Below are 13,937 nucleotides of genomic sequence, written 5' to 3'. Positions count from 1 at the left end.
GTGCGCGGTCACGGCGTTGGCTGACGCGCGAATACCGGTCACTGCGCTCCTCGGCGCATCCTGAAGGGATGGGGGAGAGGACATCCACACGGGCCATCGCTGCGCTCGGCCCGCCTGCGCAGCGCGTGGCGCTTGCGCCCGCGCGTTCGGGGCCGAGCAACGCGATGGCCCGTGTGGCTGTTCGGCTGTTGGGATGTTCGGCTCCCCCCCCTGTGGCTGCGCCTGCGTCGGGGCGGTTGCGGGGTGAGCATGGGCGTCGGAGCGCCCATGCCTCGTTAACTGACTCGCCGTGGCTGTCTGAACGTAGCGCCAACGGCGCGCAGTGAGTTCCACGGCGCACCCCGCAACCGCCCCGACGCAGGTTTGCCCCTTCGCAACGCGAAGGGGTCGCAGACTTGGGGTCGCCTTCTCTTTGGTGACTTTCTCTTGGNCGGCGCACCCCGCAACCGCCCCGACGCAGGTTTGCCCCTTCGCAACGCGAAGGGGTCGCAGACTTGGGGTCGCCTTCTCTTTGGTGACTTTCTCTTGGCGACGCAAGAGAAAGTTACTGCGCCGCCGGGCGCACACCCCGGCTCCCGCCCTCAACAAAGGCATGCTACCGAATCAACGAGCTAGCGAGCAGCGCCCAGGTTTCGACAAGCTCAACCCGAACGGGCAGTGGGACAAGACAAGCTCAGCCCGAACCGAAACCGAAGCCTCACCCCCGCCCCACCTCATCCAAACACTCCCCCATCACCCGCGGATGAAACGCCATCTGCACATGCGCCACCCCCTCCACAAACCGGTTGTCCGCCCCCGCCAACGCCGCAGTCGTCGCCGGAAAAACAATGTTGTCGCAATTCGAATACCAACAAGTGAACAAGGCCGCCCGCCCCGCAGGCTCCGCCCGCTGCAGCGCCCCCACCCACTCCCCCGCCAGACTCATCTGCCGCCCATTCACCGCCCGACTGAACCGCCCCAGCCACGTGCCCCCATGCGGCGTGCCCAACGTCAACACCCGGTGCACCCGCCCATCGGCCTGGTGCGCCCGCAGCCACGCCCGCGCCGCCAGCCCGCCCATGCTGTGACACACCAGCACCGGCGCCTGCCCCGTGGCAGCCGTCACACGCGCCACGGCCTCTTCGATGGTGGCAGCGTACTCATCGATCGAGCCCATCACCGGCTCCAGGTTCACGGCCACATAGGCATGCCCGCGCGCGCGCAGAGGCGCAAACCACGGCAGCCACAGCCCCCGGTTGCACATGAACCCGTGGACCAGCACCACACCCCGCCGGCCAGTGGGCTCTGCGGGCAGCCAGTCGGGCAGGGACTGGTGGCGAAACGGCTGGCGCCAGCCGAAAAGCGCCAAAGCCACACACACCTCGGCCCACCAGGCCTTCACCACCTGGGCCAGCCGCGCACGCGGCGCCGCGTCAGTGCGGTTGGTGATGTGCATGAGCACGAACTCCACGGCCATCACCAGCAGGTACACCGCCAGCGGGACGAGTGCGCCCACGATGGCCACCTGGGGCGAGCGGGGCCACTGCCAAATCAGCCAGGCGGCCATGGCGACAAGGATGAAAAGAATCAAGGCCCGTTGCCAGCGCGCAATCATGGTTTTGCGATGAATGAAGGAATGAAGGAAGAAAAGAAGATGAACAAGTGACCCATGGAGGCATCGCCGAAGGGGTGGCTATGGCAAGGCACCTGATGCGATGATGTCACCCACCCAGTCATCCGCTCGACGCATTGTGCGGCCTCTGGCCCTCGCAGCCCGGCCCCGCGAGCGCGCACAGACCAAAGCCAAAGCCACTGCCCGCCATCACAGACCGACAAAGGCCCCACCACCATGGACGCAGCCCAGACCATCCGTGAGCGCATTGCCGATGTCACCGCCCTGCGGCAGCACCGCACGGGCGACCCGGGGCTCGGCGCGGCGGTGGGCCAGGTCAAGACGCTGCAGGCCCGGCGGTTCCGGGGCACGTATGCCGACCTGATGGCATCGCCGTCGTTCGGCCCTGCCGCCAAATTCTTCCTCGAAGAGCTGTACAGCGACTACGACTACACCGCCCGCGACCAGCAATTCAGCCGCATCGCGGGCACGCTGCAGACCATGTTCCCGGCGGCGGTGGTGGACACCGCCGTGGCCCTGGCTGTGCTGCACGCGCAGACCGAAGCGCTGGACCACGCGATGGGCCTCGCATGGCCCGCCGCAGCCGGCAGCCCCACCGATTCCATCAGCGGCCCGGCGACGGCCACAGCACGCAACGACACCACCGACGCCGCCCGCTACGTGGCCGCCTGGCGCGCGGTGGGCGACCGCGCCGCGCGCGAACAGCAGTTGCAGCGCGTGCTGGCCATGGGCACCGACCTGGCGCGCCTCACGCGCACGCCCGGCCTTCGCATGATGCTGCGCATGATGCGCGCCCCGGCCCACGCGGCGGGCATGGGCGATCTGCAGCAGTTTCTGGAGGCGGGCTTCGACACCTTCGGCCAGCTGGCGCGCCAGCGCGGCGGGGTCGAGCAGTTCCTGGCCACCATCGAGGCGCGCGAGCGTGCGCTGATGGCAGAGCTCTTCGATGCCGACCGTGTCACCTGCGAGACCCAACTCGCCCGTACCCTAGGACAAGCCCGGTAGCTGGTTGCCCCTCGCGCTTTCACAATCTTCGCAGCCACCCTCTGGCCGGTGGGTCACGCAAGCACACAAGCACAGAAGCTGCACAAGCCGACACGCACGCAGCACGCAGAAGAAGGAACCAAGCGCATGGAAAAGATCTGGCTCAAGAGCTACCCGCCGGGCGTACCGCACGACGTCAAGCCCGAGCAATACCGCTCTGTAGCCCACCTGCTGGAAGAGTCCTTCCGCAAGCACGCATCGAGCCCGTTTTCGGTCTGCATGGACCGCTGGATGACGTATGGCGAGCTGGAGCGCCGCTCGGCCGCCCTGGGCGCCTACCTGCAGAGCCTGGGCCTGGCGCCCGGTGCGCGCGTGGCCATCATGCTCCCCAACCTGCCGCAGTTCGGCGTGACCATGGCGGCTGTGCTGCGCGCGGGCTACACCTGCGTGAACGTGAACCCGCTGTACACCGCCCGCGAGTTGGAGCACCAGCTCAAGGACTCGGGCGCCACCGCCATCGTGATCCTGGAGAACTTCGCGCACACGCTGGCCGAGGTGGTGGACCGCACCGCCGTGCAGCACGTGGTGATGACCGCCATGGGCGACCTGCTGGGCGCAGCCTTTGGCACGTGGATCACCTTCGCCGTGCGCCACCTGGCCAAGATGGTGCCCGCATACGAGCTGCCGCTGACCAACGGCCGCAAGGTCGTGCCTTTCAAGAAGGCGCTGTCGCTGGGCGAGCACAAGTCGCTCGCGCCCAGCCAGGCCACGCTCGACTCCATCGCCTTCCTGCAGTACACGGGCGGCACCACCGGCTTGTCCAAGGGCGCGGTGCTCACCCACCGGAACATCGTGGCCGCCACGCTGCAGGCCGAAGCGTGGTTCACGCCGGCGCTGTCCAAAATCGGCGACGTGAGCAAGGCCAACAGCATCGCCGCGCTGCCGCTGTACCACATCTTTGCGCTCACGCTGTGCCTGCTGGCCATCCGCCAGGGCTCCAGCCTCACGCTGATCCCCAACCCGCGCGACATCCCCAAGTTCATCGCCGAGCTGAAAAAGCGCCCCTTCCACATGCTGCCCGCGGTGAACACTTTGTTCAACGCCTTGCTGCAAAACCCGCAGTTCAAGACGCTCGACTTCTCGCACCTGTGCGTGTCGCAGGCCGGCGGCATGGCGGCCAGCGAAGGCACGGCCAAGCAGTGGCAGAAGGTGACCGGCAGCACCATGATCGAAGGCTGGGGCATGAGCGAGACCTGCGCCATCGGCACCAACAACCCGGTGAACAACACGTCCTTCAGCGGCACCATCGGCCTGCCGCTGCCGGGCATCGACATCGCCATCAAGGACGATGCCGGCAACAGCGTGCCCCAGGGCGACCCGGGCGAGATCTGCATCCGCGGCCCCAACGTGATGACTGGCTACTACAACCAGCCCGAAGAAAACGCCAAGGCCTTCACCCCCGACGGCTTCATGCGCACCGGCGACATCGGCGTGATGGACGGCGAGGGCTATACCCGCATCATCGACCGCAAGAAGGACATGATCCTGGTGAGCGGCTTCAACGTGTTCCCCAACGAGCTGGAGCAGGTCATCAGCCTGTGCCCCGGCGTGGTGGAATGCGCGGCCATCGGCATCCCGGACGAGAAGCAGGGTGAGGCGATCAAGGTGTTCATCATCAAGAACGACCCCACCCTGAGCGAAGAGGACGTGGCCCGCTTCTGCCAGGAAAACCTGACGGGCTACAAGCGGCCTAAATACATCGAGTTCCGTGATGAACTCCCGAAGAGCAACGTCGGCAAGATCCTGCGGCGCGAACTGCGCAAGGCGTAGGGCGCGTATCAAGCCCAGCAGTTGCACGGGGGCGCAGCTGCTGGTTGGGTTCTCTGCTTCATTCCCCGCACCACACCGTTCGGGCTGAGCTTGTCGAAGCGCCACGCAAGGCTTCGACAAGCTCAGCCCGAACGGCTTGGAGTGAATGAGCACTGATAAGGGCGGCATCTTCTTACCAGTCATCTGGTGCACACCCCCGACCCGTTCACGCTGAGCCTGTCGAAGCGCCGCGCGAGGCTTAGACAGGCTCAGCCCGAACGGTTTGGAATGGGGCGAATGCTGATCCGTGCGGCGTCTTCTCGCCATCTGCTTGCGCATTCCCCAAACCCGTTCACGTTGAGCTTGTCGAAACGCCGCGCAAAGCTTCGACAAGCCTGTCCTGAGCCTGTCGAAGGGCTCAGCCCGAACAGGTGGGTAGGTACATCCGCCCAACCCCACCAGCCTCCCCTACTCGAATCCGCCCCCACTTGAATTCCCCTTATCTCCGGGTTTTCACCGACTAGCAAACGTTTGCGCAAACGTTTGCTTTCGTTATGATCCGCGGACCACAAGGCGATCGGGCGCTTATCCTTGGCTGTTTGTCCATGGGTCCCGCGCACCTGGAAATGCCATGCCTGGCCCTGCGGGGCTCGGCTCGCATCCCTCGCGCCGTTGTCGGTTTTGTTTGTTCCGTTTGTTCGTTCTTGACGCTCTCGACCCCATTCCAACAGGAGACACCATGCACTTCACCCGCCGTACCGTTCAGACCGCCGCCGCCCTTGCCGTGCTGGGTGGAATGCTCGCCAGCCCCGCACTGGCGCAGGACAAGCCCAAGATCGCCCTGGTCATGAAATCGCTGGCCAACGAGTTCTTCCGCACCATGGAAGACGGCGCCAAGGCGCACCAGAAGGCGCACGCCAGCGAGTACACGCTGGTGGCCAACGGCATCAAGAACGAGACCGACACCGCCGCCCAGATCAAGATGGTCGAGCAGGCCGTGGCCCAAAAGGCCAGCGCCATCGTGATCGCCCCGGCCGATTCCAAGGCCCTGGTGCCCGCCGTCAAGGCCGCCATCGACAAGGGCGTGATCGTGATCAACATCGACAACCAGCTCGATGCCGATGCGCTGAAGGAAAAGAACATCACCGTGCCCTTCGTCGGCCCGGACAACCGCCAGGGCGCCAAGCTCGTGGGCGACCACCTGGCCAAGAGCCTGAAGGCTGGCGACAAGGTGGGCATCATCGAAGGCGTGTCCACCACCTTCAATGCGCAGCAGCGCACCCTGGGCTACCAGGACGCGATGAAGGCCGCCAACATCACCGTGGTGGGCGTGCAGTCCGGCAACTGGGAGATCGAAAAAGGCAACACCGTGGCCGCCGGCATGATGCGCGAGCACCCTGACCTCGTGGCCCTGCTGGCCGGCAACGACAGCATGGCCCTGGGCGCCGTGGCCGCCGTGAAGGCCGCGGGCAAGACCGGCAAGGTGCAGGTGGTGGGCTACGACAACATCGGCGCCATCAAGCCCATGCTGGCCGACGGCCGCGTGCTGGCCACTGCCGACCAATACGCTGCCAAGCAGGCCGTGTTCGGCATCGAGCTGGCCCAGAAGGCACTGGCTGCCAAGACGCCGCAGAACCAGCTGCCGGCTGCGGTGAAGACGGACGTGGTGCTCGTGACCAAGGGCAGCAAGTAACTTCTTGGCGAGTCGAAATCCACCCACCTGGAACCGTTCACGCTGAGCTTGTCGAAGCGCCACGCGAGGCCTTGACAAGCCTGTCCTGGGCCCGCCCGAAGGGAGCGCCACGTTCGCGCCCCGGCTTCGACAGGCTCAGCCCGAACGGGTGGGGGAATGCCCCCCGATACACAACATTCAGTCCATGCCCCCAACGCCCACAACCCCCCCGCCCGCGCCACCCACACCGCTGCTGTGCATCGACGCGGTCGGCAAGGACTACAGCGCCACCACCGTGCTCGACGGGGTGACGCTGGCGCTGAACGCGGGCGAGGTGCTGGCGCTCACGGGCGAGAACGGCGCGGGCAAGAGCACGCTGTCCAAGATCGTCTGCGGCCTCACGCCCGCCACGCGCGGCGGCATGCGGCTGGCGGGGCAGACCTTTGCCCCGGCCACGCGGCGCGAGGCCGAGCAGCACGGAGTGCGCATGGTGATGCAGGAGCTGGGCCTGGTGCCCACGCTCACCGTGGCCGAGAACCTGCTGCTGGGCCGCCTGCCGAACCGCGCGGGCTGGCTGCAGCGGGACGTGCTGCACGCCGCGGCGCGCACGCAGCTGGCCAAGATCGGCCTCGAATCCATCGACCCGGCCACGCCGGTGTCGCAACTGGGCATCGGCCAGCAGCAGATAGTGGAGATCGCCCGCAACCTGCAGGACGACACGCGCATCCTGGTGCTCGATGAGCCCACGGCCATGCTCACGCCGCGCGAGACCACCTACCTGTTCGACCAGATCGCGCGCCTGACCGCGCGCGGCGTGGCCATCGTCTACGTGTCGCACCGGCTCGAAGAGCTGCGCCGCATCGCCGACCGCGCCGCCGTGCTGCGCGACGGCCGGCTGGTGGACGTGCTGCCCATGGCCGGCCTGTCCGAGGACGACCTGGTGCGCCGCATGGTGGGCCGCTCCGTCAACGACCTGGACCACCGCCCCCGCCGCACGGCCGGCCCGGTGGTGATGGAAGTGAGCGGCATCGGCCGCGGCACCGCCGTGCAGGACGTGAGCCTCAGCCTGCGCGCAGGCGAGGTGTTCGGCGTGGCAGGCCTGGTGGGCTCGGGCCGCACGGAGCTGGTGCGCCTGCTCTTCGGCGCGGACCGCGCGGACCGGGGCAGCGTCACGCTGCATGGTTCCGATTCAGCCTCAGATTCAGACCAAAAACAGCCCCTACCGCTGGATGGACAAGCGCAAGCAGCTACAAAAACAGTAGCAACCAAGATCGACAAGGGTTTTGCATCGCCCCTGCAGGCCATCCGCGCAGGCATCGGCCTGGTCACCGAAGACCGCAAGTCGCAGGGCCTGCTGCTGGCCCAGCCCATCCGCATCAACGCCACGCTGTCCGACCTGCCGGCGGTGTCGCGCGGCGGCTGGCTGCAGCGTGCGCTGGAGCACCGGCTGGTGCAGGGCTTTGTGCGCACGCTCAGCATCCGCTGCAAAGACGGCGAGCAGCCCGTGGGCCAGCTGTCGGGCGGCAACCAGCAAAAGGTCGTGTTTGCCCGCTGGCTGCACCGCCCCGTGCGCGTGCTGCTGCTGGACGAGCCCACGCGCGGCGTGGACGTGGGCGCACGCGCCGAGATCTATACCGAACTCGACCGGATGGCCGACGAAGGCCGCGCGCTGCTCATGGTGTCGTCCGACCTGCGCGAGCTCATGGCCATGGCCGACCGCATCGGCGTGATGAGCGCCGGCCGCCTGGTGGCCGTGTTCGAGCGCGGCGAGTGGTCCGAGCAGTCGCTGCTGGCCGCCGCATTCTCCGACATGGCGGGCCGCGCCACGGAGCCGCCCGCCGTCGCGACCGAACCCTCTTCTTCCGAATCTTCTTCCGCCACCGCATGAACGCCGCAGCCCCCTCCCCCACCGCATCCCCCGCCCCGCGCTCCACCCCGGTGTGGCGCAGCCAGCTTGGCACCTACCTCGGGCTCCTGGCCGTGCTGGCCGGCATGGTGGGCCTGTTCTCGTGGATGTCCGAATACTTCTGGAGCGCCGAGACCTTCATCACCATCGCCAACGAGATCCCGGCCCTGGCCGTGATGGCGGTGGGCATGACCTTCGTGCTCATCATCGCGGGCATCGACCTGTCGGTGGGCTCGGTGATGGCGCTGTCGGCCGCCACGTCGGCGGCCGCCATCCTGCAATGGGGCTGGACGGTGCCGGCCGCGGCCGCGCTGGCGCTGGCCACGGGCCTGGTGTGCGGCACGATCACGGGCTCCATCTCGGTGGCCTGGCGGCTGCCCTCGTTCATCGTCTCGCTGGGCATGCTCGAAGCCGTGCGCGGCAGCGCCTACCTGGTCACCGACTCGCGCACGCAGTACGTGGGCGATGCGATCTCGTGGCTGGCCGCGCCGTTCTTCGGCGGCATCTCGGTGGCCTTCCTGATCGCGCTGGTGCTGGTGGTGGTGGCGCAGCTGGTGCTCACGCGCACGGTGTTCGGCCGCTCGGTCGTGGGCATCGGCACCAACGAAGAGGCCATGCGCCTGGCGGGTGTGGACCCACGCCCGGTGCGCATCATCGTGTTTGCGCTCACGGGCTTGCTCGCGGGCCTGGCGGGCCTCATGCAGTCGGCGCGCCTGGAAGCGGCCGACCCCAACGCGGGCTCGGGCATGGAGCTGCAGGTCATCGCCGCGGTGGTGATTGGCGGCACCAGCCTGATGGGCGGGCGCGGCTCGGTGGTGACCACCGCGTTCGGCGTGCTGATCATCGCGGTGCTGGAGGCGGGCCTGGCCCAGGTGGGCGCGAGCGAGCCGAGCAAGCGCATCATCACGGGCTGCGTGATCGTGGCCGCCGTCATCGTGGACACGCTGCGCCAGCGCCGCGCCGCCGTCTGACCTCACCTTCGCCCCAACTCCACCGAATCCGCTTTTCCACCCCATGGCTACTATCAAGGACGTTGCGCGCCACGCCGACGTATCGGTCACCACCGTGTCCCACGTGGTCAACGGCACGCGCCGCGTGAGCCCCGAAGGCCGCGCGCGCGTCGAGACAGCCATCCGCGCCCTGGGCTACGTGCCCAGCGCCATCGCGCGCAGCCTCAAGAGCAACAACACGCGCACGCTGGGCATGCTGATCCCCAACAGCTCCAACCCCTACTTCGCCGAAATCGTGCACAGCGTGGAAGACCGGTGCTTCGGCGCGGGCTACAACGTCATCCTGTGCAACACCAACGACGAGGCGCACCGCCAGGGCAGCTACCTGCAGGTGCTGGCCGAGCGCCGCATCGACGGGCTGATCGTCGTCTCCACCGGCCATGACGCCACGCTGCCCACGCAACTGGCAGGCCTGTCCATCCCCACCGTGCTGGTGGACCGCGAGATCGAGATCGCCGAGCTGCCCTGCGACCTGGTCGAGACCGCCCACATGCAGGGCGGCCAACTGGCCACGCGCCACCTGCTGGCCCAGGGCCACCGCCGCATCGCCTGCATCGGCGGGCCCGCGGGCCTGGCGCCCAGCGAACAGCGCATTGCCGGCTGGCGCGCCGCGCTGGCCGACGCGGGTTGCGGCGACGGCAGCGGTCTGCTGTGGCACGGCAACTTCACCAGCCAGGGTGGGTACGAGGCCATGCACGCCGTGCTGCGCGCGAGCGAGCCGCCCACCGCCGTTTTTGTCTGCAACGACCTCATGGCCATGGGCGCGCTGTGCGCCGCCCACGAACGCGCGCTGCGCGTGCCCGAGGCGCTGTCCATCGTCGGCTTCGACGACATCGAACTGGCCGCCTTCACCAGCCCGCCGCTCACCACCGTGGCCCAGCCCAAGCAGCGCATCGGCGCGCTGGCGGTGGACATGCTGCTGGAACGCATCGACGGCAAGCGCCAGGACGTGCGCAAGGTGATGCTGCAGCCCGAGCTGCGCGTGCGCTCGTCCACGGCACCTGCCCCGGGAGCCGCAGCATGAGTACGGGCATCGTGAACACCCCACCCCGCATCGCCGTGGTCGGCAGCCTGAACATGGACCTGGTGCTGCAGGTCGCCCGCGCGCCCGAGGCTGGCGAGACCGTGCTGGCCGACGGCCTGCACCTGGTGCCCGGCGGCAAGGGCGGCAACCAGGCCGTGGCCTGCGCGCGCCAGGGCGCCCATGTGCACCTCTTCGGCCGCCTGGGCGACGACGGCTACGGCCGCAAGCTGCGCGCAGGCCTGGCCGCCGACGGCATCGACCACAGCGGCGTGCAAACCGATATTGAATCGACCACCGGCGTGGCCGCCATCACGGTCGAGGCCACGGGCCAGAACCGCATCGTGGTGGTGCCCGGCGCCAACGGCCGCTTCGTGCTGGACGCGCTCGCGCTGGGCGCCGCACTGCCCGGTGCCGGCGGGTTGGTGGTGCAGTTCGAGACGCCCATGCCGCAGGTCGTGGCAGCAGCGCAGCAGGCCCATGCCGCGGGCTGCCCGGTGGTGCTCAACCCCTCGCCCATCCAGCCGCTGCCCGACGCGCTCTGGCCCCTGGTGCACACGCTGGTGGTCAACGAGGTCGAGGCCGCGGCCCTGGCCGGCGTGGCCGTGGACAGCCCGCAGGACGCCGCCGCCGCCGCCCAGGCGCTGCGCGGCCGGGGCCCTGCGCAGGTCGTGGTCACGCTGGGCGCCGCGGGCGCCGTAGCGGCCGACGCCGATGGCTGCCGCCACCACGCGGGCATGCGCGTGCGCGCGGTGGACACCACCGCCGCCGGCGACACCTTTCTGGGCGCCCTGGCCGTGGCGCTGGCGCGCGGAGAGCCGCTCGATGCCGGCGTGCGCGAAGGCATCCGCGCCGCCGCGCTGTGCGTGACGCAGCACGGCGCGCAGCCCTCCATCCCCACCCGCGCCGCCGTGGCGCAGAGCCCCCAACCGCCCGACTGGACCGCCCTGTGAAACGCACCACCCTGCTGCACGCCGAACTCTCCCACGCCATCGCCAGCCTGGGCCACGGCGACATGCTGGTCATCGGCGACGTGGGCCTGCCCATCCCCGACGGGCCGCGCCGCATCGACCTGGCCCTGACCCCCGGCATCCCGGCCGTGGTGGACGTGCTGCGCGTGGTGCTGGCCGAGATGCAGGTCGAAAAAGCCATCATCGCCACCGAGGCCGTGGAGCGCCACGCCGGCATCCAGCCCGGCTGGTCCGCCGCGCTGCCCGTGCCCCCAGCGCAGATGCCGCACGAAGACTTCAAACGCCTGACCCGACAAGCCCGCGTGATGGTGCGCACCGGCGAGTGCACGCCGTACGCGAACGTGATCCTGGTGGCGGGCGTCACGTTCTGAAGGGACAGACGCCCCCTGAGTCGCCTGCGGCGCCTTCCCCCTGAGGGGGACGACGCCCTCGCTGCGGGGCGGCCCTCGGCTTGCGGTCCCCATCGACAGCGCCCGCCGCAGACGCCGCGTAGGGGTTTTGCATAGCCCGCCAGGGGCGCAGGCTGGGTTACGCTGGATTGAGACCTCGTTCTGACACGCCAGCCCGGGCGGCCCGGGCCTCACAAGGCCACCGGCCCGCCGCCAGCCCCACGCCCCGCCACCCATGCCCCACAGCCCCGCGCCCCACGATTTGCTCCCGCCCGAGATCACCGTCCTGGAGCGCGGCTGGCTGTCGGCCAACAACATCCTCTTCATCGGCCAGCACGACACCGCCATCGTGGACACCGGCTACTGCAGCCACGCCGAGCAGACCGTGGCCCTGGTGCAGGACGCGCTGGCGGGCCGAGCGCTCGACCGCGTGCTCAACACCCACCTGCACAGCGACCACTGCGGCGGCAACGCAGCCCTGCAGCAAACCTGGCCCCGCGTGCTGACGGCCATCCCGCCCGGGCAGGCGCGCCACGTGCGGCAGTGGAACGCCTACGCGCTGAGCTACACCCCCACCGGCCAAGAATGCCCGCCGTTTCGCGCCGACACCCTGCTCGACCCCGGCTCCTGCGTGCTGCTGGGCGACAAGCCCTGGCAAGTGCACGCCGCACCCGGCCACGACCCGCATTCGGTGGTGCTGTTCAGCCCGCAGGACCGGGTGCTGATCTCGGCCGACGCGCTGTGGGAAAACGGCTTCGGCGTCGTCTTCCCGGAGCTGGAAGGCGACAGCGCGTTTGCCGAGGTGGCCGCCACGCTGGACGTGATCGAGGCCCTGGCCCCCCAGGTGGTGATCCCCGGCCACGGCCCCGTCTTCACCGACGCCCCCCGCGCCATCGACGGCGCACGCCGCAGGCTGGACGGCTTCGTGCGCAACCCCACCAAACACGCACTCTATGCCGCCAAGGTGCTGCTGAAATACAAGCTGCTGGAGTGGCAGCAGATCCGCATGGCGGACCTGACTGCCTGGGCGCAGGGCACACCGTACTTCGGCATGCTGCGCGAGACGCATTTTGGGGACCAGGAGGAGGATGCGTGGCTGCAGAGTCTGGCGCAGGACCTGGTGCGGTCGGGGGCGGCGGTGCGGCAGGGGGACGTGCTGCACAACGTGTGAAAGCTTCTGAGGTTACTTTCCAGCGCATTTCGGGTTTATGCCGCCCTACCTCGATCTCCCGCGGGTGCAGCTGCAGTCCTACCTCTTTTCCCAATATCAGGCTCCCTAAGATTTGATGGCACAGCTTAAAATCAGAGCTCTATGTACAGCGGCACAGGCATCTATTCCATCCCAGAAGCGTCACGCTTGATAAGCGTGCCAACACGGGATATCCGTCGCTGGCTCTTCGGCTACCACTACCGAAAGACGCCAGGCGATGCGGCTTCGCGCGTGGACATGGCGCCACTTTGGACTCATGAATTGGCTGACGAACAATTTGATGAGGATGTGATCGGATTCCGTGACTTGGTTGAGTTGCGCTTCATACGCAAATTCACTCAGCACGGGGTCTCCTTACGCGTTATACGCAGATGCTTGACCACCGCATCGGACTTGTTCGGTGTTTCACATCCTATGTCCTTGCCACGCTTCAAAACTGATGGACGCACCATCTACGCTGAAGCGTTGCACGAAGAGCTACAAGAGAATTCACTAGTTGATTTGAGAGACCGTCAGTCGGTGTTCAAAGAAATCATTACGCCCTCGCTTTACGATGGTCTGGAATACGACCAGAAGCAGCAGCAGGCTAGCCGTTGGTTCCCGGCTGGACGGAAATCCCCCATCGTGATAGATCCGGCGCGCCAGTTTGGAGCGCCAATCATTGACGCAACTGGGACACCGACCAATGTGCTGTATCAGGCGTATATGGCGGAGGGGAGTGATACCAAGGCACTGTCGGCCACATCCCGGGTGTATGACGTACCATCAAAGGTAGTGGCAGCAGCCATCCGCTTCGAGGAAAACCTCAAGCGGACAGTTCATTGAATTTCATTTTTGACAACAATTTGCCGCCGTGCTGGGCGGCTGCAGTCGCTCAACTGGGTGACCGTCGATTTGATCCGGGTCAGGTGGGCGAAGTCGTGCACCTGACCACAAAATTCCCTGCCCATACGCCCGATATCCAATGGCTGACCGCTCTCGGCGAAGAGCGAGGCACGCGCTGGACCATCATCTCGCGCGACGGGTTTCGCAAGCAAAACGGAGCAGAACGCCAAGTTCAGCGACAGTACGGACTTTCCGTTTTCGTTCTGCAAAAATCTTGGGCGAGCAAGCCATATTGGGAAATGACAGCTCAGTTAGTTCATTGGTGGCCACGCATTGTTGAACAAGCCTGTGCCACTGATAGGGTGGCAATGGAAGTCCCCTGGAGCACGGCTAAGCGGTTCACGCAAATCGGCTAGCTTGACGAGAACTCACGCCCCGTCCCACTCGACGGCAGTTCCAAGATGCGGCTTGCAAACTACGATCAGCATCCTCACACAACGATCAAACGCCCCACGATTTGACATATGG

General features: G+C 67.4%; 12 protein-coding genes. 11 read left to right on the top strand and 1 reads right to left on the bottom strand.

All coding sequences use genetic code 11. The features are described 5' to 3' along the window. Window positions 1–697: 697 nt before the first annotated feature. Window positions 698–1,594, bottom strand: coding sequence for a triacylglycerol lipase (locus ASF16_RS06605; RefSeq protein WP_056164560.1), 897 nt, complete (start codon window positions 1,592–1,594; stop codon window positions 698–700). A gap of 234 nt (window positions 1,595–1,828) precedes the next feature. Between ASF16_RS06605 and ASF16_RS06600 the strand changes: the two genes are divergently transcribed. The 11 genes from ASF16_RS06600 (at window position 1,829) to ASF16_RS25995 (ending at window position 13,825) form a co-directional block, all read left to right on the top strand. Next, window positions 1,829–2,617 (top strand): hypothetical protein, encoded by a 789-nt coding sequence (locus ASF16_RS06600; RefSeq protein ID WP_056164558.1) that lies wholly within the window; start codon window positions 1,829–1,831, stop codon window positions 2,615–2,617. 126 nt (window positions 2,618–2,743) lie between these two features. Beyond that, window positions 2,744–4,426 carry an AMP-binding protein gene (locus ASF16_RS06595; protein ID WP_056164599.1) on the top strand — a complete coding sequence of 561 codons (1,683 nt, stop codon included), beginning with the start codon at window positions 2,744–2,746 and terminating at the stop codon, window positions 4,424–4,426. 718 nt (window positions 4,427–5,144) lie between these two features. Continuing rightward, a complete protein-coding gene (locus tag ASF16_RS06590) occupies window positions 5,145–6,098 on the top strand; it encodes a sugar ABC transporter substrate-binding protein (RefSeq protein WP_056164555.1) in 954 nt (317 codons plus the stop codon). 184 nt (window positions 6,099–6,282) lie between these two features. Next, entirely contained in the window at window positions 6,283–7,965 is a 1,683-nt protein-coding gene (locus ASF16_RS06585; RefSeq protein WP_056164553.1) for a sugar ABC transporter ATP-binding protein, read from the top strand. Further along, window positions 7,962–8,954 carry an ABC transporter permease gene (locus tag ASF16_RS06580; protein WP_056164551.1) on the top strand — a complete coding sequence of 331 codons (993 nt, stop codon included), beginning with the start codon at window positions 7,962–7,964 and terminating at the stop codon, window positions 8,952–8,954. The genes ASF16_RS06585 and ASF16_RS06580 overlap by 4 nt, the downstream gene beginning before the upstream one ends. Window positions 8,955–8,997: 43 nt before the next feature. Continuing rightward, complete coding sequence (locus ASF16_RS06575; RefSeq protein ID WP_056164548.1) at window positions 8,998–10,017, top strand: LacI family DNA-binding transcriptional regulator; 1,020 nt, start codon at window positions 8,998–9,000, stop codon at window positions 10,015–10,017. After that, on the top strand, window positions 10,014–10,967 hold the full coding sequence (gene rbsK / locus ASF16_RS06570) for a ribokinase (protein ID WP_056164546.1): 954 nt from the start codon (window positions 10,014–10,016) through the stop codon (window positions 10,965–10,967). Before ASF16_RS06575 ends, rbsK begins: the two co-directional genes overlap by 4 nt. Then, window positions 10,964–11,356 carry a D-ribose pyranase gene (gene rbsD / locus ASF16_RS06565; RefSeq protein ID WP_056164544.1) on the top strand — a complete coding sequence of 131 codons (393 nt, stop codon included), beginning with the start codon at window positions 10,964–10,966 and terminating at the stop codon, window positions 11,354–11,356. Before rbsK ends, rbsD begins: the two co-directional genes overlap by 4 nt. Window positions 11,357–11,609: 253 nt before the next feature. Further along, complete coding sequence (locus tag ASF16_RS06560; protein ID WP_056164541.1) at window positions 11,610–12,545, top strand: MBL fold metallo-hydrolase; 936 nt, start codon at window positions 11,610–11,612, stop codon at window positions 12,543–12,545. A gap of 141 nt (window positions 12,546–12,686) precedes the next feature. Next, the gene (locus tag ASF16_RS06555) at window positions 12,687–13,409 is read left to right on the top strand and encodes a hypothetical protein (RefSeq protein WP_056164538.1); all 723 of its coding nucleotides are present in this window, start codon (window positions 12,687–12,689) and stop codon (window positions 13,407–13,409) included. After that, window positions 13,406–13,825 (top strand): hypothetical protein, encoded by a 420-nt coding sequence (locus ASF16_RS25995; protein ID WP_156371967.1) that lies wholly within the window; start codon window positions 13,406–13,408, stop codon window positions 13,823–13,825. The genes ASF16_RS06555 and ASF16_RS25995 overlap by 4 nt, the downstream gene beginning before the upstream one ends. Window positions 13,826–13,937: the final 112 nt, after the last annotated feature.

Origin of the sequence: Acidovorax sp. Leaf78, from assembly GCF_001422735.1 — a bacterium.
Classification (GTDB): Bacteria; Pseudomonadota; Gammaproteobacteria; order Burkholderiales; family Burkholderiaceae_C; genus Acidovorax.
This window is presented reverse-complemented; position numbering and strand designations above follow the sequence as displayed.

Bases quoted from the DNA above. Each gene is read 5' to 3' on its own strand.
- ASF16_RS06605 (WP_056164560.1), bottom strand. From the start codon at position 1,594: ATGATTGCGCGCTGGCAACGGGCCTTGATTCTTTTCATCCTTGTCGCC.
- ASF16_RS06600 (WP_056164558.1), top strand. From the start codon at position 1,829: ATGGACGCAGCCCAGACCATCCGTGAGCGCATTGCCGATGTCACCGCC.
- ASF16_RS06595 (WP_056164599.1), top strand. From the start codon at position 2,744: ATGGAAAAGATCTGGCTCAAGAGCTACCCGCCGGGCGTACCGCACGAC.
- ASF16_RS06590 (WP_056164555.1), top strand. From the start codon at position 5,145: ATGCACTTCACCCGCCGTACCGTTCAGACCGCCGCCGCCCTTGCCGTG.
- ASF16_RS06585 (WP_056164553.1), top strand. From the start codon at position 6,283: ATGCCCCCAACGCCCACAACCCCCCCGCCCGCGCCACCCACACCGCTG.
- ASF16_RS06580 (WP_056164551.1), top strand. From the start codon at position 7,962: ATGAACGCCGCAGCCCCCTCCCCCACCGCATCCCCCGCCCCGCGCTCC.
- ASF16_RS06575 (WP_056164548.1), top strand. From the start codon at position 8,998: ATGGCTACTATCAAGGACGTTGCGCGCCACGCCGACGTATCGGTCACC.
- rbsK (WP_056164546.1), top strand. From the start codon at position 10,014: ATGAGTACGGGCATCGTGAACACCCCACCCCGCATCGCCGTGGTCGGC.
- ASF16_RS06560 (WP_056164541.1), top strand. From the start codon at position 11,610: ATGCCCCACAGCCCCGCGCCCCACGATTTGCTCCCGCCCGAGATCACC.
- ASF16_RS06555 (WP_056164538.1), top strand. From the start codon at position 12,687: ATGTACAGCGGCACAGGCATCTATTCCATCCCAGAAGCGTCACGCTTG.